The following is a 21,878-nucleotide window of genomic DNA, read 5'->3' as shown; positions in this document are numbered from 1 at the left end:
TATTTTCTTAATGAGTATAAAATGAAATAATTAAAATATGTAAATAAAAAGAAAATATAATAGAAGTACATAGTAGATTCATATTTTTAAAAATTAATGTGACAATAAAGGGAGGTTGAGATACATACACGGTGGGAGTGTGTATGTATTTATTATAATAATGAATAAGACAATCAAACAACAAGTAATCGCACTATCAACAAGTCTAGTGATTTTAGGGAGTGTACCTTTATCAGCATCAGCAGAAGAGATAAACAAATCTCAAACTGATCAACTTAATATTGCCCAGGGAGAACATGGAACGAGCGGATTAAATTATTCTAATTTCAAGTTGGAAGTTCCTGATCATGTACAAATTAACGAAGCAGAAGTATCTGAAAATGAAAAAATGCTTTTAGAAGAATATAAGCATAAACATGATGAAACAGAAGAATTAAACAAAATGCAAGATGCTAAGAAGGGACAAGTAGCAGAAAAGGAAGCTATTTCAAACATTGAAAAGGCATTTGAATCTGTAGATGGTCGAAATGATGGGTCTGATCGTCAAATGAAACCTGTTGCAAAGCCAAGAGGTATTCAATATAGTGCACAGAGTACGAAGAAATATGGAACACTTGCAGGAGTTCCATTTGTGGAATGGATTGTTCCAGCAGGAAATCCTGATATTCGTCCTGCAAATCCGATGAAAGCACGTTACATTACAATTCATGAGACCGCAAATACAGCCGCTGGTGCTAATGCTGAAAATCATGCGAAATATTTATACAAGCAAGCAACTGAAGGCACTTTCCGAACAGCTTCATGGCATTTTACTGTAGATGATAAACAAATTTATCAACACTTACCAACAAACGAAAATGGTTGGCATGCAGGAGATGGAGATGGTTCAGGAAACAGGGAGTCTATCGGTATCGAGATTGCGGTTAACCAAGACGGTGATTACAATAAAGCGTTAGAAAATGCAAAACGACTTGCAGGTTATTTAATGAACAAAGAAGGAATTGGTGCAGATCATATTTACAAGCATCAACAATGGAGCGGGAAAAAATGTCCTGACATTTTAATTTCACGTGGTAATTGGGCTGGTTTCGTACAAGGAATTCAGTGGTATGCAAATATAAATGCGCAGATTGATACGCCTTTACAAGATAAAAATGACTCATTTAATCCAAATGAAAATAATCCAGCTGAACCTAGCATGGAACTAGTGGTAAATGGTAGTGGCATCAATGTACGTAGTGATGCGGGTATTGAACATCGTGTTGTACGTAAAGCTTCAAACGGAGATCGTTACAAAGTATTAGCGGTTAAAAATGGTTGGTATAAAGTAGGTAATGGAGAATGGATTTTCTATGACCCAAGTTGGATTAAAATTAACTACAATGTACCAAAGGAAGAAGTACAAAAACCAAAAGATGATATTACAGGTGGCTGGTTTGAAGGGCATATTCGTAAATTAAACAGTCTAGGTATTATGCAAGGCGAAGGTAATGGTGTATTTGCGCCATATCGAAATGTAACGAGAGCGGAGTTTGCGAAATTAATCTCGAATGCTCTTAAACTACCAGAGGGAAATAAGTCATTTGTAGATATTAATGAGGCACATCCATCACTTCATGACGGTATTAAACGTTGTGCAAGTGCAGGAATTATTAATGGTCGTGGTGAAGGGATTTTTGATCCTAACTCACCAATTACTCGTGAAGAAGTATCTATTATGATTGACAAAGCATTACGATATAAAGGAATTACAGGTGAGTTAGTAGCATTACCATTTACAGATAAGCATTTAATAACATACAAAGAATCGGTTCAACGATTATACAGTCTAAAGGTAGTTAATGGTATTGGAAATAATGAGTTTGATCCTCGAGGCACAGCAACTCGTGGTCAGGCAGCTGCCTTTATTGTGAAGATGTTAGATTCAATGCAAAAATAAAATGAAACTTTAATCAGTGAGGGTCACTCGCATTGCAATCGAGCAGTTTATTCACCGAATTTTGAAATGAGAGTGTTACTGCCCGCAAATAGCAGAAGAAATTGTATGTAGAAGCTGACATTGGTAGAAGTAAAAAATAAGAAGAGTTTGAAAGGAGCTATCCAAAATAATAATTTGGAATAGCTCCTATTTAGTAGGAAGAACAAATTGGATTTGATAGATTGTAATGTAGAATGCCCTTCCAAGCCCCTCATAAGCCCCTACCAAGTAATAAATCACTAAGAAAAAACAAAAACAAAAACAACTACAAGAACAAAACAAGCACGAAAAAATGAAACCGGCGTTGTAGTAGTAAAAAAATTGTAATTCGAATGCCAAAACCATTCCCGTATGCCTATCTTTATAATGAAGGATTAAAATTTTCCTATTTACTAGCAAAGAGTGGAGGGAAACATATGGCGGTATACCGTAATGTGCAGGTGAACTTTTGGCAAGATGAATTCATATTAGATTTAACGCCAGAGGAGCGTTATTTTTACATATATTTGTTAACTGGTACGAAAACAAAGCAATGTGGTATTTACATATTACCGAAGCGTGTGGCAGAGCTTGAAACAGGTTATAGTATGGAGACTGTTGAGAAGTTGCTAAACAGGTTTGTTGAGTATGGAAAGATTTTATATGATACGGAAACGAAAGAGGTATTCATAATAAATTGGTTACAATATAACCCTATTTCAAATACGAATGTGGAGAAGTGCGTATTACGTGAGTTAAAGACTATAAAAAGTAATGAGTTCATACATATATTTTTACGTAAATGCCTTGAAGAAGAATACAAGATTCCATTATTATTGCAGCATTTTGGTATGCCAAAAGAAGAGGATAATAGTAGTTCACAAGTAGTTATTGAAGAGAAAGAAGAAGCGGAAGAGATAGAGGTGGAAACCATAGAAGAGGACGTTCCAAATAGTGAAGTTTATAAGTTTTATGAACAAAATATTAGTAGTTTATCCCCATATATTGTGAAGGAATTGAAGAATTGGATACAAAGACTTTTTGGAGAGAAAGTGTTAGAGGTACTTAAAATTGCGTTTGAAAATAATAAGAAAACGTTAGCTTATGTGAAGGGGATTTTGAGGAATTGGTGTAGTGAAAAATTAAAGGATTTTAGTGGGGAGAAGTGCGTAATGGGAAGTTTAGAGAGAAGGAAATGTATTTTGAGTAGTGTATTTTAATTTACATTAACTTAACATAGAATGTATGTTCGTTTTTGTGAGATTTATGCTATACTACCATTAAATAAGGGTATTTTTATAATAGATAAAAAGATGCGGGGGGTACAAAGTTTGACTACTAGTACATCTGAGTTGTTTCAATATATTAATATGACAGAAGAACAGAAACAATTATCACAACGATATTTACAGACAAAAGAAGAAGAGATTTTAAAAGATATTCAACTAACGACAATTCGTGATCAAAAAAGAAGCGATTTTGCGGAGCGATTTATAAACGATTTTAGGAAAGTGCATAAACAAGATCCGGATTTTTTTCGATTATTTTACCATATACTCGAGGAGCAATTATTAAATGTTCTTGTAGTCCGTTTTGCGCATGTCAGTTTTTCTAAAATGAAGATTTATTTAGAAAAAAGTGCACTTCCTTTGGACAAACTTGTAGCAATCGCATGCAAATATTTATCCAGTATTTCAAGTTATGTGAATGAAGCAGATGTTTTTCTTAGAGAGTTAACAAGAGAGAATCCGAACTATATAGAGGGACAATTACATACTTTACCAACTAATCAGCAAGTAACATTACTTCTTGTAATGTTTGATGTAGATTATGAAAAGTTTCGTACATATAGTTCTTTATTGAATGAGAGGTTAGAAGAACATACAGAATTTATATTGAAACTGCTAGGGGAAGAGGAAAAGGTTGAAGCAGTTAAACGGTATTTAAAAGGTAAAGATGATAGTGAAGTATTTATAGGTGGGAATTTACCGGAACATATTTGGCGGCTATTATTTTGTGTTCATAAATATTCGAATGTTGCGAGGCGATATATTGAAATATTGGCGAAGAAAAATGTTTGGGGTTTTATAAACTATGCAACACGTTATATGTGTCACACTCTCGGTCAGTCTCAAAACTACAAAAAAACTGGTAGTGTAAATAGAGAAACATATGAAGAAATTCAAAGTTTTTGTACACAGTTTTGGATTTCTAAGGAACGATTTTTTGCGCATCGTCTAAGGCAACATGATTTGAATAGTGAGGATTTTTGTAAGACGTATGAATATGAATTGCTATGCTTTATGTTGGAGGAAGATCCTGAATTTATTCAATGTACTTTGCAATATGTAAGTAAAATGAATTATCTCATCATCGCACGCACGTTAGCTGAAAAAGGATATGAGCTAAATATAGGGAAAATGCGAGAAGAATTTTTTGTTGCTGCTTTGCAAATAAAATTGTCTACAGTGCGGGATACATATCGTGATTATTTACTAGGGAAATTGTCACTTGAGGATATGGAGCAAATACTTAAAAATCCGAAATATAGAAGTATGTATTGGGGCATGCCGGTGTTAGAGGTTGCGCTTCTTTGGGATATAGATGATGTAGCGAAGAGGGAAGCTGTACTTACACTACAGTTTGGAGATGAAGATAGTGTTAATTTATACGAACTTCTTTACGAATGTTCTATCAGGGGAGTAGAACCGAAACAAGTATTAGAAGATCTGCTTTCGTATGGATTAAGTAAGGAAAAGCTTATCGCTTATGCAGTTGAAGAAGCTGCATGCTACAGTGAAGAGCGAAATAAGGCGAAGGAAGCGCTTGTTTGTGTAATTGTAAAAGAACAAGCGTACATCATTGAACGATTTGATGAGTATTCTGCTGTGGCCAAAGCATATATTTTAGAAGAGTTAGCAAAGGATAACATGATTAAAATGCGTCCAATTTTAATTAAAAGCTTAGGAGATTCATCTAAAAAAATGCGTGAGTCTGTAGTTAAACTGCTTTCAAAAGATGTAGAAGCTGCAGCAGATGTAGCAGTTGAACTTCATAATAAAAAGAAAATTGTTCGTGAAAATGTGATGAAAATACTTATAGAGTATAAGCTTGAAAAATATACGAAACTTGTACAGGAAGCTTTGCAAGAAAGTAAAAATGAATCTTTCGCAGGAAAATTCTCGTTTTTATTTCAAACGGAGGAAAAAAAGATAGAAGAACTATGTGCACGTATTTTAACTGAACAAACAAGAAATTCACTTCTGCAATTGATTGGGGATGAGCCACAAATCCGTTTACGTGACTCTGATGAAATTGCTGATGCTGCAATTCCGTTAGCCTATTTACAACAGTATATTTCAGATGCTGTTATTGAGAAGAAAGAAACAGCAGAAGTAATTGGTAGAGCTTTAAATGAAGAGGACTTAAAAGAATATGTGCAAACAATATATCAAATATGGATTTCTCAAGACGCAGATGTGAAGAAACGTGGAATTCTTTCGTTATACGGAATGTATAGTGACGACAAAATGGTCGACATACTTATAAAGCAAATTGATGAATGGGTGCTTCAAATGAGAGGAAAGATAGCAGCGGATGCCGTTCGTGCTTTAGGTTTGTCTTCATCTAAGCTTGCACTTATGTCTATTCATGCAATAGCATTTAAATATAAACATAAGCAAGTACGTAATGCAGCAAAAGAAGCGCTAAGTCTTGCTGCGAAAACACGTGGTATAACAGAGGAAGAGCTGGAAGATCAATTGGTGCCGGACCTTGGCTTTACTATACATGGTGAAAAAATAATTGATTTCGGGAATCGAAGTTTTACTGCTATCTTAACTACAGAGTTAAAAATTGAATTAGAGACAGAAGAAGGAAAACGTATGAAGTCACTTCCAAAGCCGAATGCAAAAGATGATGTAGAAAAGGCTGAAGAGGCTAAAAAAGAATTAGCCTCTTTAAAGAAGGAACTCCGAAATACTCTTTCCATGCAAAAACAACGATTGGAAACGGCACTTTCATTAAAGCGTTATTGGTCACATAATGCATGGAAGTCTGTATTTATGGATAATCCAATTATGAAGCAATTTTCTATTTCACTCATTTGGGGTGAGTATAAGAAAGGGAAGTTGCTAAAGGCATTCCGTTATGCAGAAGGTGGCGTGTTCTGTACAATTGACGGGAAGAGTTATGAACTTTCATCTGGCACTGTTATTGGTTTCGTTCATCCATTAGAATTGCCTGAGGCGGAGAAGGAATTATGGAAAGAGCAATTAGAAAGTGCGGGAATTGTTCAGCCGTTCCTACAAATTGAGCGTCCAGTGTTTGTAGTAGAAGAGAATGATGGGAGTGCTATTGAGAGATTTGGCGGTATTTTACTAAATGGTCGTTCGTTATTCGGTAAGATGACGAAGCTTGGATGGATCCGTGGGTCTGTTCAAGATGGCGGTGTATATTATACATTTTACAAAGAAGATACTCGTACCGGATTAGGCGTGCAATTGTCATTTAGCGGAGCGCCGATTGGTTATGAAGATGAAGAAGATGTATGTGTATTTGACATTCAATTTTATAAAGCAGGTACAGTGAATCGTGGTTCATATGAATACGATGAGATTGATGATGAAAGACGCATTGTACCAAAAGAAGTAGATAAACGCTTCTTTAGTGAAATGTTATATGATGTGCAAGTAGCGACAGATTCAAATCTTGGGCATAATGAAAGTTGGCGTAGCGAACGATAAGAAAACCCCCTTCATTGGTAGGAAAATGAAGGGGGTTTTTCAATGTTTCAAAAGGTTCTTTCATAATAAAAGCGAATTAGGGGGAAGAGGATTTTTATCCTTTTAGAAGGGATTGGTATCATGATCAAATAGATGATTGGGTAAATGGAGAGTATCATACGACTACACTGAATACAGCGGGAATAGAAGGGAAAATGTTAACGTTACAGCCACGGTAATGATAGAAAAGACTTTTACTATATGTAAGAGTCTCTTTTTTTGTAAACGCGACAAAATTTGACAAAAAAATTTGCAGGAACTTGTTATAATTTCTGTTGGAATATTTTGTTTAATGAGAAATGGGTGTATAGCGTAAAAGATTTCGATGTCATACAAATACATTTTTTGTTTTACATTCAAGGATTTCATAAGAGAAGAATTACAAAAATGAATGACATGGAGAAGTCATAGGGGGAGAGGAGATTTAGCATGAGTATTAAAGTAATAAGAGCAACAGGGGTAATGGGAGGAGCAGCAAGAGTTGCTGTAAAGGTAGATAACGAAGTAGTAATGAAACTTGAGAATAACGAAGAATATACGCTTCCTTTTGAATTAGATGAAGCGAATATTAAAGTAAAACAATTCTTTTTTGGAAGTAAAGAAAAGAAAGTAAAGGATGGCGATGTAGTAGAAATTAAGATAAATAGTATTGCTATGCTATTACTGATGGTGTCAATGATGGCTGTTTTATTTGGTTCGTCAATTGGTGTAAATATTGTTGTTTTTGGTGTGATAGGAGCTTTAGTTACATTAGTATACGGATTGAATAACTGGTTTCGTTTAGAGGTTAAATAATTATTGTATATATATTTATTTATTTATTTATTTATTTCAATTGATTTACTATACATGGGATGAAAATATTTTTAAGTGGGAAATGGGGAGAATCAGTATGAAGAAAATGGTTGTAATATCTAGTTTGGCGCTAATAGTAGGTTTAACAACTGGTTGTAGCAGTGAAAAAACAAGTGGACCTAAAACAGTATCTGTAAAAAAAGAAAAAGAGTTAGTAGCGAAAGATATTTTTAAAAAAGCAGCTGACGGATTAAAACAAGAGGAATATCTTACATTGACATCTCTTATGTCAATGAAGGGGAGCGGCCAATCAGAAGAAATTAAAATGAAAATACAAATGGAGCCGAAACTGAAGAATTCTAGAGCTGAAATGAAAATAAGTGGTACAGATATTGTAACGTATGAAGTAGATGGAAAGGTCGCTGCTCAAGTGAAAAACCCTGATACAGGAGAGTTAGTTACGATACCTAATGATCAATTTAATGTAAATGATGTAATGGTCAGTAAAAATTTACTTAATGAGTTAGATTTACCGGAAGCTTTGGCTAAGAAAATGAAAGCAAAGAAAGATGGAGACACATATAAACTTACACTTGAATTAAAGGGAAAAGAAGCGGTAGATACGTTACAAAAAATTAATGGAGATATGAAAAAATTAACGGAAGGATTTAATATGGATGCGTTTAACATTGAATATATAATAACAAAAGATTATAAATTTGAAGAGATGCGAACAACTATAAAAGTGAGTGAAAGTAACTCTGATAAAAAAGCTGGTACAGATAAGGAAAAATTGGATGCAGTTGTGAGTATAAAGATTGATTCATATGAAAAGTTTGATCCAATTAAGTTACCAGAAGGGATTCAATAATTTCAATTGTAAAAGGATAAAAAGGAGCGGAAATCTGCTCCTTTTTTATTTTTCCTACTATTTTTAGAAGATTTATATGAATATAGTTGAACGGAACTTCATTTTTTTCTGGAATAAATGTGAAACGTTGTATAAAATAATCAAGAAAGTCAAAAATTATAGGGGGAAAGTTGTGAAGAAAAATAAGAGTTTAATAAGTTTTTTAGGAGTGTTTATTATGTTGTTTTCTTTTTGTTTTCAAGGAAATGTACAGGCAGATGTAAATACTGTTCAATCTGGAAAAATCAAATCAGGAAACGTAACAGTATGGGAAGTTGGAAATGTAGCGAAAGTATTAGCGGATGTGGAGCGCTTAAATTTAAATACAGTAAATGTACCGATTCAAGTAGATATCCCAAATGTGACTTCTACTAACATGGTAATTAATCAAGCGCAAAAGCAACAAGCTATTATTTTAATTCAAGAATTATTAAAGCGTAATATTCAAGTTATAGTGGAACCGTTCCCATATATTCAGCAGGGGAATGTTGGAGAGACAGAATGGAACCCAAGTAACATTAATGATTTCTTCTGGAATTGGAAGACGGTTATTCTGCAAGATATTTTTAATTCCATTACAAGTAAATACAATGTGTATGGACTAAAGATTGCTTCTAATTTCGTGAATATGGAGTATGCAGAAGGATACTGGAGCGATACAATTGATTTTGTTCGTAATCAGTATAAAGGAAATATTTTGTATCAAATGAACTGGTGGTTAACAGCAAGCTGGGACTCTTCTTATGAAGAGAAGTTTATAGAGAAAATAAACCGTCCGTATTTAAAGAAGGTAGATATTGTTAGCATAGACAGTTGGTTTGAAGTTTCTGGAAAAAGAAATCCGTCATATGAAGAAGTGAAGCAAAGTTTATTTGCGACGACAGTATATAATCGTGGGCAAAATGTTGTTCAGCAATTGGAACAATTACATAATGCAACAGGAAAGCCAGTTTACTTCGGTGGATTTAACGTTCCAGCACGTGAACTTGGATTACAAAATCCATGGAATCCAGATGTTTCAAATGTGTTTTCGAAAGATGTACAATTAAATGGATGGCGTGCTTACCGCGATGTATTAGAACCGAAACCATATTTTAAAGGTTTTTCAATTTGGTTTATTGGCTCTAATGATAGTACACATCCGTATCAAATACATAGTAAAGAAGCAGAGGCAGTTATTAACGGCTGGTACCGAAAATAATTTTTATAAAATAGGTAAGTTTTGAAGTTTACTACATATATTTCTAGTGAAAGGCCTTTCACCATCTTATCACCTAGGGGGCAATCATAATGAAATTTTTGTCTTACCTTACAGTAATTTTGGTGATTCTCGGCGGTTTGAATTGGTTGTTTGTAGCGTTAGATTACAATGTAGTTGAGAAATGGTTTGGTTCTATGCCGGCGCTTGTGGACACTATTTATTGGCTCATTGGTCTTTCTGCTATTTATCAAATTTTTGATCGGTTCTTCACGGACAATTAGCAATTATACTTTATTACTAGAGTGTTAAGTACGATTATGTACTTAACACTTTTTTGTATGTTTATAAAAATAGTTTGCACATGCAAGCGATTCCATTGCGTCTTGCGCCGTAATAATAGAAAACAAATTGACCACGTATTATATTTTGGGTTATAATTCAGAAAGTTTAAAAATTAATAAAAATAAGAAATAGGGAGGTTATGAGGGTAATGGAGAGAGTCTATAATTTTTCAGCAGGACCATCAATACTCCCTTTGCCAGTTTTAGAGAAAGTGCAAAAGGAGCTTGTAAATTATAACGGGACAGGCATGTCTATTATGGAAATGAGTCATCGATCTTCTTATTTTCAAAGTATTATAGAGGAAGCGAGTAACTTACTTCGTGAATTAATGAGCATCCCTGATGAGTATGATGTTTTATTTTTACAAGGCGGTGCGTCATTACAATTTTCTATGATACCACTGAACTTAATGAATACGTATAAAAAAGCTGGATACGTACTAACTGGCTCATGGTCTAAAAAGGCACTGCAAGAAGCCGAAAAAGTTGGGGAAGTACAAGTGATTGCTTCTTCCGAGCAAGAGAAGTTTACTACGATTCCTAAACTGGACGGTTTACTAAGCGATGAAAAACTAGATTATGTACATATTACAACGAATAATACAATTGAGGGGACAAAATATGTGGATATTCCACATATAGAAAGAGTGCCGCTCGTTGCGGATATATCTTCAAATATTTTGTCAGAACAATATGATGTTTCGAAGTTTGGTCTTATATACGCGGGAGCACAAAAAAATTTAGGACCAGCGGGCTTAACGATTGCTATTATAAAAAGAGATTTAATTGGGGGAGCAGATCGCTCTTGTCCGACAATGTTAAATTATGAAACTTACAGTAAAAATAACTCCTTATATAATACACCGCCATCCTTTAGTATTTACGTAACAAAACTTGTACTAGAGTGGTTGAAAGAGCAAGGCGGAGTATCTGCGATTGAAGAACAAAATAGAATGAAATCTTCACTTATTTATCATTTTTTAGATGAATCTAAATTGTTTACTTCACCAGTTGATCCTGCGTATCGATCACTTATGAACATTCCATTTACAACACCGTCAGAAGAACTTAACAATGAGTTTTTACAAAAAGCGAAGGAACGCGGCCTTGTTACGTTAAAAGGACATCGCTCAGTTGGCGGTATGCGTGCCAGTATTTACAATGCGATGCCAGCACACGGCGTAAAACGATTAGTAGATTATATGAAGGAATTTGAGCTTGAGAATAGATAGGGAGATGGGGATATGTTTCGTGTTCAAACGTTAAATCAAATTGCAGAAAAAGGCTTGCAAGTTTTTACTGAAGAACGTTATGAAGTAGGAGATAGAATCAATCATCCAGATGGAATTTTGCTTCGTAGCTACTCTTTACATCAAGAAGAGTTTTCAAAAGACTTAAAGGCGATTGCAAGAGCTGGCGCTGGTGTAAATAATATTCCTGTCGAGAGATGTACAGAAAAAGGAATTGTAGTATTTAACACGCCGGGGGCAAATGCAAACGCTGTAAAGGAACTCATTATTGCCAGTCTTATTATGTCTTCACGCAACATTATTAATGGTGTAAGTTGGACGAAAAACTTAGAGGGTGAAGAAGTACCACAGCTTGTTGAATCAGGAAAAAAACAATTTGTTGGATCAGAAATTGCAGGGAAACGTCTAGGTGTTATCGGACTTGGCGCAATCGGTGCTTTAGTTGCGAACGATGCGTTAGCGTTAGGCATGGATGTTATCGGATATGATCCTTATATTTCAGTTGAAACAGCTTGGCGTCTTTCTACACATGTGCAAAGAGCATTTAGCCTTGATGAAATTTTTGCAACGTGTGATTATATTACACTGCATATTCCTCTTACGAATCAAACGAAGGGGATCATTGGGGAACACGCTGTAGAGAAGATGAAAAGAGGGATGCGTCTATTTAATTTCTCTAGAGGAGAACTTGTAGATGAAAAGGTTCTTCAAACAGCATTAGAAGAAGATATTATTACACATTACGTAACGGATTTCCCGAATGAAAATGTAATAAAGATGAAAAATGTAACAGCGACGCCTCACCTTGGCGCATCAACGTCTGAATCGGAAGAAAATTGTGCAGTAATGGCGGCGCGTCAATTACGTGAATATTTAGAGACAGGAAATATTCGTAATTCAGTAAACTATCCAAACGTAGAATTGCCGTATATCGGAAAGAAACGAATTACAATTATGCATCAAAACGTCCCGAATATGGTAGGGCAAATTACAGGATGCTTAGCGGAACATCATATTAATATTGCCGATATGATTAATCGTAGTAAACATTCTTGGGCATACACAATGATTGATATCGATAACGGAATTGATGATATAATAAAAGAGAATATTGTGGAAAATATAAGCAAAATTACAGGTGTTGTAGCCGTTCGAATGATTGTGTAAAGGAGAGAGGAATGTGGCAAAAATCCGACCGTTTCGGGCCATTCGTCCAGTAGAGGAAAAAGCAGCACAAGTTGCAGCTTTACCGTATGACGTATTAAATAGTGAAGAGGCAAGGGAAGTTGTAAAAGGGAATCCATATTCTTTCTTGCATGTTGATAAAGCAGAAATTGATTTAGACCCTGCACTGTCACCGTATGATGATCGCGTGTATGAAAAAGCGGGCGACAATTTAAAGCAATTTATACGAGAAGAAGTGTTCATACAAGATGAAGAGCCAGCGCTATATATTTATGAACTGACGATGCAAGGAAGAACGCAGTCAGGCCTTGTCGTTTGTACATCTATTGATGAGTATGAAGATGATACAATTAAAAAACATGAAAGAACACGTCATGAAAAAGAGTTAGATCGTATTCGCCACGTAGATGTGTGTGACGCAAATACAGGTCCGATCTTTTTAACGTACCGTACAAAAGATGAAGTAAAGCATTTAATTAGAAGCTGGAAAGAAGAGCATGCGCCAATTTATACATTTACAGCAGAAGACGGTGTTAAGCATGTTGCGTGGAAGATTGCAGATGAAGATGTAATTACGACTTTAGTAAACGCATTTGAAGATATTCCTAATCTTTATATTGCAGATGGGCATCACCGTTCTGCATCAGCTGCAAAAGTAGGACTTATGCGAAGAGAACAATATCCAAATTACACAGGAGAAGAGGAATTTAACTTCTTCTTATCCGTTCTATTCCCTCATGATGAATTATCGATTTGGGACTATAACCGAGTTGTGAAAGATTTAAACGGTTTATCAGAAGAACAGTTTTTAAAACAAATCAAGCAATACTTCTATGTAGAAGAGGCACCTGTTTCTCCGTATAAACCAAATGAACCAAAAACATTTGGAATGTATGTAAATGAGAAGTGGTATAAGCTTACTGTGAAAGAAGAAACATTTGATGCGAATGATCTTGTTAGAGGTTTAGATGTATCTATCCTGCAAGATCATTTATTAAGCCAAGTACTTGAAATACATGATCCGCGTTCTGATTCACGCATTGATTTTGTTGGCGGAATACGGGGGCTAGAAGAACTAGAACGCCTTGTGAACAGCGGCGAATACAAAGCAGCATTCGCATTATATCCGACATCTATGGAAGATTTATTAGCAATCGCAGATGCCGGAGAAGTCATGCCGCCGAAATCAACGTGGTTTGAACCGAAACTGCGTAGTGGGTTGTTTGTTCATTCTTTAAAGTAAATATTGACTTCTATAGTTTTGAAAAACCGAAATGATTTGAGTTTCGGTTTTTCTTATTTTGGCTCAGTTAACGTTTAATGTTGATTTTCATGTTAAGATTGAAATATGTAACAGCAGGTCGCTACAAAAAAATGGAGGAAATACGATGAAAATGCATCTTCAAAAAAGTTTTTATGTTGAATTGAAAAATGCAATTCGTTGTCATTATAACGAACTTTTAACTAGGTGCGGTGTTGACACAATATATGGGTACTCCATATTAACAGACGATTGTGTCAATAGCATTGGACCAGTGGCTAATGAAGAAAGACTAATCAAAGTTAATAAATCGGACCCTTTATACAATTATTATAGATACGGAGCTGTTGAGTGGAGCGAATGGGACGATTTTGGAATGTTTGATGAAGTGAAAAAAATTATTAAGAAATATCATAATATTGTCGAAGATGACTTTAATATACGAGTAAATACACTGTTGAAAGAAACGTTAAATGTGTTAATGGAACTTGAATCAGAAGGATTGTTTGGAGATAGAGATGATAATCGATTTATTGTCATTTGTGTAACTGATTCTTCGAACGAAATCATGATTGAATCAGCTCGATTGCTTAATACATTAAAGACATACGAAGAATATGCTTCAGAATTTGCATAAGAATAAATATAAGTAAAACTGCTCTCTATAAGAGGCGATTTTCATTTGATCGAAAGTCACCAATTAATAGTAACGATTCGTTGTGACGTAACAATTGAACAATTAGAACCTGATGAAAAAAACGTACAAAGATAATTGCGATGTTTACATGTGTGAATCAAGTTGGAAAAGAAGTTATGAAGGGAAGTTTTTCGGGGATTATTCTTTAATAGGAGAAGTAATGAATAAGTGGGTTCTCCATGCCTCTCAGGCTTAGCGTTTTAATTCCCCCATAACGTATATTCTGTTCTTTTCTTAACTATTAGAAAATAGTTGAATAAGCTCGTCAACAAAAAGGACATTCCGAGTATTACAAGAAATGTCCTTTCTGCTAAAATGTAAGGTATTTTGCTAAAATTCAAACTCTAAAATCAGTTTACTAGTTTGACCTGTAAACTGATAATTATAGGACCCTCTCAGATTTTCTAAGTTACCGGTAGCTTTAATAATTGTTCCTGGGGAATCTAAATTTCCTTTATCAAATATTCCTTGCTCTATAGCTGTGAATGTCCCTTGTTGCCCCTTATAAATTCCTTCAAAGTGTAAAAATCCAGAAATTTTAGCCGTAGCCAAGTGACCATCATTTATATTTGAGTCTACATAATATAATAAGTATTCAACAAAAGCTTTTCCTTTTAATTCTCCATCAATATCATATTCAACATGGGCAATATTAATAGGGAAATCTTTTCTAGTATCATCAATTAGTTTTTCATCCCATTTACTTACTGTAAATGTTACTTCCATACACGTAAATCCCCCTTTATCATTAGATAAGTAATCTTCATATCATTTGAAAAGTACCAATTCACAGTCATATCTTATAGGAGTGTTTTTTATTTATTTGAGTCCTGTCATATCGTTATCTGCTCCTCCCCACGAAGGACTTACTGTTGCCACGGTATCTCCTGGCTGTAATCTCTTTGGTTTTTTTAACATGCTAACTCCGCTCCTACATAATGTAATGGACTACGATTATACAAACTGTATCATTGAAAAACATGATGTATGACATTAGTTTCTTCATCATCAATCCGTTTACCTGCTGGGATTCAAGAATTCAGTCTTAGTGTTGAATATAGGAATAACCGATTTATATTTGAAAATTACAGTATGCAACATTGCATGAGGAAAACGGTTGTTATTTTCACTACCTGTAACTATAATGATTACAGGTTGGTCGATACCAATCAAAAAAATAAAATCATCATGAATGGAGATGTTTCATAATGGGTATGAAAAAATTAATTTTAGCAGGTGCTTTAGGGATCGCAGCATTATCAGGAACAAATTTACCAGGACTAGAAGTAACAAAAGCGAGTGCAGCTTCTATTGAATCGAATTTCTCGACGTTAGAAGGACGAGTAGTAGAAGTAGATAACGGTGTAATTGTTGTAAAATCTAAGCAATATGAGGAACCGGTTAGTGTGTATATTGATTCACTTTCAAATGTGAAAGTAGGAGATGAAGTAAAAGCTACTGGATCTATGATGCGTAATTTTACAGAATATATGGTTGCAACTGCAGTTGAAAATACAACAAACAAGTTAGGTATGCACATGAAAGAAGATGGCTCACCTAATTATGTAATTGGAGAAGTATCAAAAGTAGGAACGATGGAAGATGAGGGAGACGGTGCTACTAAATATGTTGTAGTTGAGTATCCATCGCTAAATGGAAAGAAAGCTATTATTGATGTTTTCTTAACAAAGGGACAAGTATTTAATGCGGGTGAGAAAGTGAAAATTGATATGAAGTATGTAGGCTGGGGTGGTATTTCTATTAACTGGAACACAGTTGATCATATTGAAAAAGTTCATGAAGCAAAGACGAACGCTGAAAATAATGATGATGTATGGATTTGGTCTTAATAAGGCGAGTATAGGTCGTTATTTGCAATTTTCTCCAAACAATACATGTAAAAACTAAATGTATCATGCAGTACCCATCTCATTGCGTATGACAATTAGATGGGTACTTTTTTATTTGAAATTTGCGCAAGTCAATGTTCAGCATTTCTTTTTAAGAGTAAATTACGGTTGAAATCAAAACTTTATTTGCAGTACATAATAAATAATGTTGATTTTTTATCTTATATTAAAATAAAAACAAACCACTGTTCGATTTGAATATTCCACGATATAATGGTGAGAGTTTATGACAGAATAAATATTTACATAAGAAGTGAGGTACTGTATGAAAAAAAGAACGACAGACATTATTTTTATTATTATTGGTGCATTTCTTTTTGCATTAGGTGTCAATTTGTTTGTTATCCCGAACGAGTTTGGTGAGGGTGGGGTAACAGGTATCACGATTATTACGTACTATTTATTTGAATGGTCACCAGGCTTAGTTAACTTAATTTTAAATGCGATTTTGTTAATAGCTGGTTATAAATTTTTAAATAAGATTACAACAATTTATACGATTATCGCTGTAGTGACTAACTCGCTATTTCTTCATTTAACAGAAGGCTGGACAATTGCTTCGGATGAAATGCTTGTAAATGCCATTTTCGGAGGAATATTTATCGGGTGTGGTATTGGTCTTATCATTCGCGTTGGTGGAACGACAGCAGGTACTACGATCTTAGCAAGAATGACGCATAAGTATTTAGGCTGGAGTATTAGCTACGGTCTACTGTTCTTCGATTTAATCGTTGCGTTTTCATCTTATTTCATCATTGGTGCAGAAAAACTGATGATAACAATTATTATGCTATATGTAGCAACGAAAGTGATGGAATTTGTAATTGAAGGGTTAAATCCGAAGAAGGCTATTACGATTATTTCTGATAATCCAGATGAAATTGCCGGGAAGGTGACAACCTTAATGGGGAGAGGGGTTACCGTGTATTCAGGTCATGGCTATTACACGAAAACGCCGAAGGATATTCTTTATGTTGTTATTAATAAGCAAGAAGTAGTGAAGCTAAAACGGATTGTTCAAACTACGGATCCGGCGGCGTTCATCGCTATACACGATGTTCGTGATGTGTTCGGAGAAGGATTTGTTGATATTTCGAAGGCTTAGAAATTGTTTTTGATTAAAATAATTTTAATACTAAAACGTGAGAATCTATTTTGAATAGTCTTTTTTCAAAATAGATTCTTTTTCTTGCAAAAAATTCAATTGTTTCTTAAGGTAAGGATGTAGAAGGATGAACAAGAGAGGGTTTAATGAAGATGATACATATTTTATTAGCTGATGATGATAAGCATATTAGAGAGTTGTTGCATTACCATTTACAAAAAGAGGGGTTTAAAGTTTTTGAAGCAGAAGATGGAAAGGTAGCGCAAGATGTTTTAGAGAAGGAAAATATTCATCTTGCGATCGTAGACATTATGATGCCGTTCGTTGATGGCTATACGTTATGTGAAGAAATCCGGAAGTATCATGATATACCGGTTATTTTATTAACGGCGAAAGATCAGTTAGTTGATAAAGAAAAAGGATTCATTTCTGGTACGGACGATTATATCGTAAAACCATTTGAACCAGCTGAAGTGATTTTCCGTATGAAAGCTTTATTACGACGTTATCAAATGCTGAGTGCAGATATTATTACGTTGCACGGAACGACAATTGATCGAAAAGGTGTAGAAGTAAAGTGTAACGGTCAAACAATTTTGCTTCCTTTAAAGGAATTTGAGTTATTATCACAACTTGCTAGTTATCCTGGAAGAACATTTTCAAGAGAAGAGCTAATTGAATTAGTATGGGGAATGGATTTTGAAGGAGATGAACGAACAGTTGATGTTCATGTGAAAAGGCTGCGAGATCGTTTCTCAAAACGAACGGATGATTTTCAAATTACGACAGTGCGCGGCCTCGGGTATAAGTTGGAGTTGAACTAAGATGAAATCACTATATTCTAGATTTGTATTTATGACGGTCGGCATTATGCTACTTAGTAGTATTATCGGCTTTTTATTAACGAACGTATATTATCAAGTGAAGTTAAAACCGTATAACAGTGAAAAGATTTTAAAGTATGCTGAAGAAGTTAAATCGTTATATGAAAAGCAAAGTGAAGAAAATCAAGAGGCGTACTTACATTCTATCGCAAAGTTAGGGTATGAAATTTATATTGTCGATGATCAAAAGAATGGAAAGCGTATCGGTAATGCGTTTCGTAAGACGTCTATTAGCGATGCTACTGTTCATAAAGTATTGCAAGGAGAAACGTTTAATGGTGTTTCTACATATCCAACGCGTCTCTTTATTACAGGGTTTTTCGATAATGAATTAATTAATAGCGTCGGTGTCCCAGTACAACACGGTGATAAACAGTACGCTTTATTCATTCGCCCTGACGTTCAACAACAATTCGGCGAGATGAGAATTTTTCTAGCGGTATTACTAGGGTTTATCGTACTATTAAGTATTATTTTTATAGCGATTGCAGCAGGTTATATCGTTCGCCCAATCCGTAAATTTACGAAGGCTACGCAAAAAATTGCGAGTGGGGAATATGAAATTGAATTAGATGTAAAACGAAAAGATGAAATAGGAACGTTATCTACAAGCTTCCAAAAGATGACGAAAAATATAAAAGAACTAGATGAAATGAGACAAGAATTCGTTTCGAACGTTTCACATGAATTTCAGTCGCCGCTTTCTTCCATACAAGGTTTTTCAAAGACGTTGCAAACAGAAAAGATGAGTGAGGAAGAAAGAAATCATTACTTACAAATTATTGAGGGTGAAAGTAAGCGAATGTCTAGTTTATGTAAACAGTTACTTACGCTCGCTTCATTAGATAAAGAGGAAAAGGTTCTACAAATAAGAGAATTCAATCTGCAGAAGCAAATTAAAGACGTCATTTTTATGCTTGAGTGGAAATGGCGGGAAAAAGATATCGCCGTTGAATTTAATGTGCCAGATATCACTATAAAAGGTGATGAAAACTTACTTCACCAAGTATGGAGTAACATTTTCACGAATAGCATTAAGTTTTCAAACGATGGTGGAACGATTGAGTTTTTCGTCGAAGAGTTAGAGTCTAGTGTCATTATTTCTATATCAGACAACGGAATCGGTATGGAAAAAGAAGAAATGGATCGTATTTTTGACCGTTTTTACAAAGTAGATACAGCAAGGACGAGAAACGTAGAAGGTAGCGGTTTAGGGTTGTCGATTGTGCAGAAGATTGTTGAACTGCATCATGGAAACGTTTCGGTGTATAGTACGAAGGGGGAAGGAACGACCGTTCGGGTGGAGCTTCCGAAATAGATGGAAAGAAAGAGGCTGTTTCGGAACGGCCTCTTTTTTTGTCGTTTTATGTCGGTAAGTCGATATAATCGGAAAATCGCTGATATAATTTGAGTTGCGCCGATATATTTTGAAAATCGCCGATATAATTCTATTTGCGCTGATATATTTGAAAAATCGCTGATATAAATTTCACGTACTGTATTCCTGTTACAAAGCAGTACCTTTTACCCGTTCTTCCTTAAACTGAAGCTCAAAAGTATCCGCCGTAATTTCATCTGCTTTCGGCAAAGCCCGTAATTTCGGATGAAGCAGCCATACGAGAGAAATGAATAAAATTCCAATGCTAGCGAGCGCGAAAATAAGTTGGCTACTATATACATTAGCAGTGTATCCGCCAATTAAAGAACCGAACGGCATAGCAATTGTGCCCATACTTCGTGTAACTGAATTGATGCGCCCAAGATACTGGTTTGGAATTACAATTTGACCAATTGTCGCAAATAATATGTTGGTCGCCCCAATTGGTATCCAAGCTAAGCCAAATAAGAGAATAGATAACCATTGAAACGGTACAATCGTAGAGAGAAACCAAAAGAAAGCGCTAGTCGCAAAGCTAATAATGGAGACACGGCCAACACTATGTTTACCAACCCATGAACTGAATAGTGCTCCAATTAAACTACCGGCGGATATAGCGGCTAAAAAGAAACCGTATAATTTCACCCCGCCTAAGGAATCAGTGAAAGAAGGGAGTATTGCCATCATCATACCGATTGAAAAATTAGCGACAACGGAACCGATTAAGAAGACGCCCATTAATGAACGAAATACGATTGAAAAACCTTCTTTTAAATCAGAGAAATATTGTTTAGTTGAAAGTGTTGTGTCTGATTCCGTTTGCTGTGGCATTTTCAATGAAACGAACAAAAGGGCAGTAATCGCGAATGTAAAAGAGTCGATTACATATAAAGTGATTGCGCCAAGTAGTGCTACTAATATTCCAGAAAGCGTCGTACAAATTAAATCAATGCCTTGATATGCAAATGAAAAGAGTGAATTTCCTTTTAATAATTGTGTTTTATGCAGTAGAAGTGGTAAAGCTTTCGATTGTGCGGGATAGGCGAATTGTTCGATAAAGGCTACGATTGGCATGATGATGAGTAGTAGTTGGACTGTTAATAGGTCGAAGTAGTGTGTAATAGGAATGATTAAAATAAGAATGCATTGCAAAACTTGTGTGATGACGAGGGTGTTTTTAATTGACCATCTATCAACGAATGGACCAGTAAGAAATTGAAGTGCAGAAGGTAATAACGTAAGGAAACCAGCTAATCCAGAATAAAAGGGATTGTCACTTAGCTTATATACGAGCCACATCGCTGCTACATAATACAAGCTATCTCCTATGTTTGTAAAAATTCTCCCTAAAAATAATAAGACGAAATTTCGGTTTTTTAATATGTCCACTTTATCTACTCCTTTATAATAATTTTATTCGGTAAAATAAAATTGACCGTCTTGGTAAAAAAAATCGTATTACGATTTTTCTTCTTCTTTAACAAATTGCTGCATTGTTCTCTCAGCGATTTGAAGTGCAGTAGTAGAAATATAATAAGGTTTACTATTCGGATCTTTATCTGCACCTTTTGTAATTTCGTTTAATTCAGCCATCAATTCATGAAACTTTTTCACCCAAACTTGAAATTGTTCTGGCGTAGCATCAAACTCCCAGCAGGATGAAACGTAATTCCACTCAGCTGGATCTTCACTTGCATTTCGTAATGTAAAAGCTTCTTCTGGCGCAGCGAAGATTTGGTTTTTTGTTCTTTCTATCATTTTTAAAAAGATTTGGCGACCTGATTTGCTTAATATTTCTAAATGAGGTAATAGGTCTGCGGCAGGGGTAAAGCCTCTAGCGACAGATTGATAAAACTTTTGAATGATTCCATTCTTTTCTTCTGTATAAACAATTTCTATAAGACTATTCTTTTCTAATTCTTTTAAATGATAATGAATTTTCGCCCTTGAAATGCCGAATTTCTCAGATAGTAATTGTCCTGTATAAGGACGTTCGCATAGACGCATCATCATTTCGGCACGTAGTGGATCGCTTAATGCTTTTAGTTGACTATAAGTAGTTAGTGTTAATACGGGCTTCAACATGATCAACTCCTTGAATTAAATTACTCGGTCAATATTATTTGACTGAATTGTATCAAGGATTTTAATTTTTTTTAATACTTTCTGAAAATTAAATCTTACTCTCTGTAATCTTCTGTTCATATTCCGTTCATATTT

Annotated in this window: 18 protein-coding genes; 15 read left to right on the top strand and 3 right to left on the bottom strand. The window is 34.9% G+C overall.

The window, feature by feature from the left end:
- The first annotated feature begins 160 nt into the window (after positions 1-160).
- The 11 genes from EBQ15_RS11220 (at position 161) to EBQ15_RS11165 (ending at position 14,321) form a co-directional block, all read left to right on the top strand.
- Positions 161-1,939 (top strand): S-layer homology domain-containing protein, encoded by a 1,779-nt coding sequence (locus EBQ15_RS11220; protein ID WP_002000187.1) that lies wholly within the window; start codon positions 161-163, stop codon positions 1,937-1,939.
- A 455-nt stretch (positions 1,940-2,394) separates the two neighbouring features.
- Positions 2,395-3,177 (top strand): DnaD domain-containing protein, encoded by a 783-nt coding sequence (locus EBQ15_RS11210; RefSeq protein ID WP_000312101.1) that lies wholly within the window; start codon positions 2,395-2,397, stop codon positions 3,175-3,177.
- Between the two features lie 111 nt (positions 3,178-3,288).
- Positions 3,289-6,702, top strand: a complete 3,414-nt coding sequence (locus EBQ15_RS11205) for a DUF4132 domain-containing protein (RefSeq protein WP_000213792.1) — start codon at positions 3,289-3,291, stop codon at positions 6,700-6,702.
- Positions 6,703-7,170: 468 nt separating this feature from the next.
- Positions 7,171-7,536, top strand: coding sequence for a hypothetical protein (locus EBQ15_RS11200; protein WP_000025027.1), 366 nt, complete (start codon positions 7,171-7,173; stop codon positions 7,534-7,536).
- 97 nt (positions 7,537-7,633) lie between these two features.
- Complete coding sequence (locus tag EBQ15_RS11195; protein ID WP_000738990.1) at positions 7,634-8,407, top strand: DUF6612 family protein; 774 nt, start codon at positions 7,634-7,636, stop codon at positions 8,405-8,407.
- A 172-nt stretch (positions 8,408-8,579) separates the two neighbouring features.
- A complete protein-coding gene (locus EBQ15_RS11190) occupies positions 8,580-9,647 on the top strand; it encodes a glycoside hydrolase family 113 (protein ID WP_000739761.1) in 1,068 nt (355 codons plus the stop codon).
- A gap of 89 nt (positions 9,648-9,736) precedes the next feature.
- Positions 9,737-9,928: a DUF378 domain-containing protein gene (locus EBQ15_RS11185; RefSeq protein ID WP_000670803.1), complete on the top strand. Its 192-nt coding sequence runs from the start codon at positions 9,737-9,739 to the stop codon at positions 9,926-9,928.
- Positions 9,929-10,137: 209 nt separating this feature from the next.
- On the top strand, positions 10,138-11,220 hold the full coding sequence (gene serC, locus EBQ15_RS11180) for a 3-phosphoserine/phosphohydroxythreonine transaminase (protein WP_000442935.1): 1,083 nt from the start codon (positions 10,138-10,140) through the stop codon (positions 11,218-11,220).
- A gap of 12 nt (positions 11,221-11,232) precedes the next feature.
- A complete protein-coding gene (locus tag EBQ15_RS11175) occupies positions 11,233-12,405 on the top strand; it encodes a 3-phosphoglycerate dehydrogenase family protein (protein ID WP_000490230.1) in 1,173 nt (390 codons plus the stop codon).
- A gap of 13 nt (positions 12,406-12,418) precedes the next feature.
- Positions 12,419-13,666 (top strand): DUF1015 domain-containing protein, encoded by a 1,248-nt coding sequence (locus EBQ15_RS11170; RefSeq protein WP_001063054.1) that lies wholly within the window; start codon positions 12,419-12,421, stop codon positions 13,664-13,666.
- 145 nt (positions 13,667-13,811) lie between these two features.
- Positions 13,812-14,321 carry a DUF4303 domain-containing protein gene (locus EBQ15_RS11165; RefSeq protein ID WP_000781769.1) on the top strand — a complete coding sequence of 170 codons (510 nt, stop codon included), beginning with the start codon at positions 13,812-13,814 and terminating at the stop codon, positions 14,319-14,321.
- A gap of 390 nt (positions 14,322-14,711) precedes the next feature.
- On the opposite strand, the gene EBQ15_RS11160 is transcribed toward EBQ15_RS11165, so the two are convergent.
- Positions 14,712-15,107 carry a DUF3224 domain-containing protein gene (locus EBQ15_RS11160; protein ID WP_000454083.1) on the bottom strand — a complete coding sequence of 132 codons (396 nt, stop codon included), beginning with the start codon at positions 15,105-15,107 and terminating at the stop codon, positions 14,712-14,714.
- A 482-nt stretch (positions 15,108-15,589) separates the two neighbouring features.
- Between EBQ15_RS11160 and EBQ15_RS11155 the strand changes: the two genes are divergently transcribed.
- The 4 genes from EBQ15_RS11155 to EBQ15_RS11140 all read left to right on the top strand — a co-directional run bounded on the left by EBQ15_RS11155 (position 15,590) and on the right by EBQ15_RS11140 (position 19,598).
- Positions 15,590-16,231 (top strand): F0F1 ATP synthase subunit alpha, encoded by a 642-nt coding sequence (locus EBQ15_RS11155; protein WP_000525524.1) that lies wholly within the window; start codon positions 15,590-15,592, stop codon positions 16,229-16,231.
- A gap of 325 nt (positions 16,232-16,556) precedes the next feature.
- Positions 16,557-17,396, top strand: a complete 840-nt coding sequence (locus tag EBQ15_RS11150; RefSeq protein WP_000747484.1) for a YitT family protein — start codon at positions 16,557-16,559, stop codon at positions 17,394-17,396.
- 146 nt (positions 17,397-17,542) lie between these two features.
- Positions 17,543-18,220 carry a response regulator transcription factor gene (locus EBQ15_RS11145; protein ID WP_000781962.1) on the top strand — a complete coding sequence of 226 codons (678 nt, stop codon included), beginning with the start codon at positions 17,543-17,545 and terminating at the stop codon, positions 18,218-18,220.
- Between the two features lies 1 nt (position 18,221).
- The gene (locus EBQ15_RS11140; protein ID WP_000839490.1) at positions 18,222-19,598 is read left to right on the top strand and encodes a sensor histidine kinase; all 1,377 of its coding nucleotides are present in this window, start codon (positions 18,222-18,224) and stop codon (positions 19,596-19,598) included.
- A gap of 189 nt (positions 19,599-19,787) precedes the next feature.
- On the opposite strand, the gene EBQ15_RS11135 is transcribed toward EBQ15_RS11140, so the two are convergent.
- Together EBQ15_RS11135 and EBQ15_RS11130 are read right to left on the bottom strand one after the other, a co-directional pair.
- Positions 19,788-21,047 (bottom strand): MFS transporter, encoded by a 1,260-nt coding sequence (locus EBQ15_RS11135; RefSeq protein WP_000353379.1) that lies wholly within the window; start codon positions 21,045-21,047, stop codon positions 19,788-19,790.
- A gap of 69 nt (positions 21,048-21,116) precedes the next feature.
- Positions 21,117-21,740, bottom strand: a complete 624-nt coding sequence (locus EBQ15_RS11130; protein WP_033683910.1) for an ArsR/SmtB family transcription factor — start codon at positions 21,738-21,740, stop codon at positions 21,117-21,119.
- Positions 21,741-21,878 lie beyond the last annotated feature (138 nt).

It is taken from the genome of Bacillus sp. 2D03, assembly GCF_003946765.1.
Taxonomy (GTDB): domain Bacteria; phylum Bacillota; class Bacilli; order Bacillales; family Bacillaceae_G; genus Bacillus_A; species Bacillus_A cereus.
This window is presented reverse-complemented; position numbering and strand designations above follow the sequence as displayed.

Bases quoted from the DNA above. Each gene is read 5' to 3' on its own strand.
- EBQ15_RS11140 (WP_000839490.1), top strand. From the start codon at position 18,222: ATGAAATCACTATATTCTAGATTTGTATTTATGACGGTCGGCATTATG.
- EBQ15_RS11160 (WP_000454083.1), bottom strand. From the start codon at position 15,107: ATGGAAGTAACATTTACAGTAAGTAAATGGGATGAAAAACTAATTGAT.
- EBQ15_RS11220 (WP_002000187.1), top strand. From the start codon at position 161: ATGAATAAGACAATCAAACAACAAGTAATCGCACTATCAACAAGTCTA.
- EBQ15_RS11150 (WP_000747484.1), top strand. From the start codon at position 16,557: ATGAAAAAAAGAACGACAGACATTATTTTTATTATTATTGGTGCATTT.
- EBQ15_RS11155 (WP_000525524.1), top strand. From the start codon at position 15,590: ATGGGTATGAAAAAATTAATTTTAGCAGGTGCTTTAGGGATCGCAGCA.
- EBQ15_RS11195 (WP_000738990.1), top strand. From the start codon at position 7,634: ATGAAGAAAATGGTTGTAATATCTAGTTTGGCGCTAATAGTAGGTTTA.
- EBQ15_RS11200 (WP_000025027.1), top strand. From the start codon at position 7,171: ATGAGTATTAAAGTAATAAGAGCAACAGGGGTAATGGGAGGAGCAGCA.
- EBQ15_RS11145 (WP_000781962.1), top strand. From the start codon at position 17,543: ATGAAGATGATACATATTTTATTAGCTGATGATGATAAGCATATTAGA.
- EBQ15_RS11165 (WP_000781769.1), top strand. From the start codon at position 13,812: ATGAAAATGCATCTTCAAAAAAGTTTTTATGTTGAATTGAAAAATGCA.
- serC (WP_000442935.1), top strand. From the start codon at position 10,138: ATGGAGAGAGTCTATAATTTTTCAGCAGGACCATCAATACTCCCTTTG.
- EBQ15_RS11175 (WP_000490230.1), top strand. From the start codon at position 11,233: ATGTTTCGTGTTCAAACGTTAAATCAAATTGCAGAAAAAGGCTTGCAA.
- EBQ15_RS11210 (WP_000312101.1), top strand. From the start codon at position 2,395: ATGGCGGTATACCGTAATGTGCAGGTGAACTTTTGGCAAGATGAATTC.
- EBQ15_RS11185 (WP_000670803.1), top strand. From the start codon at position 9,737: ATGAAATTTTTGTCTTACCTTACAGTAATTTTGGTGATTCTCGGCGGT.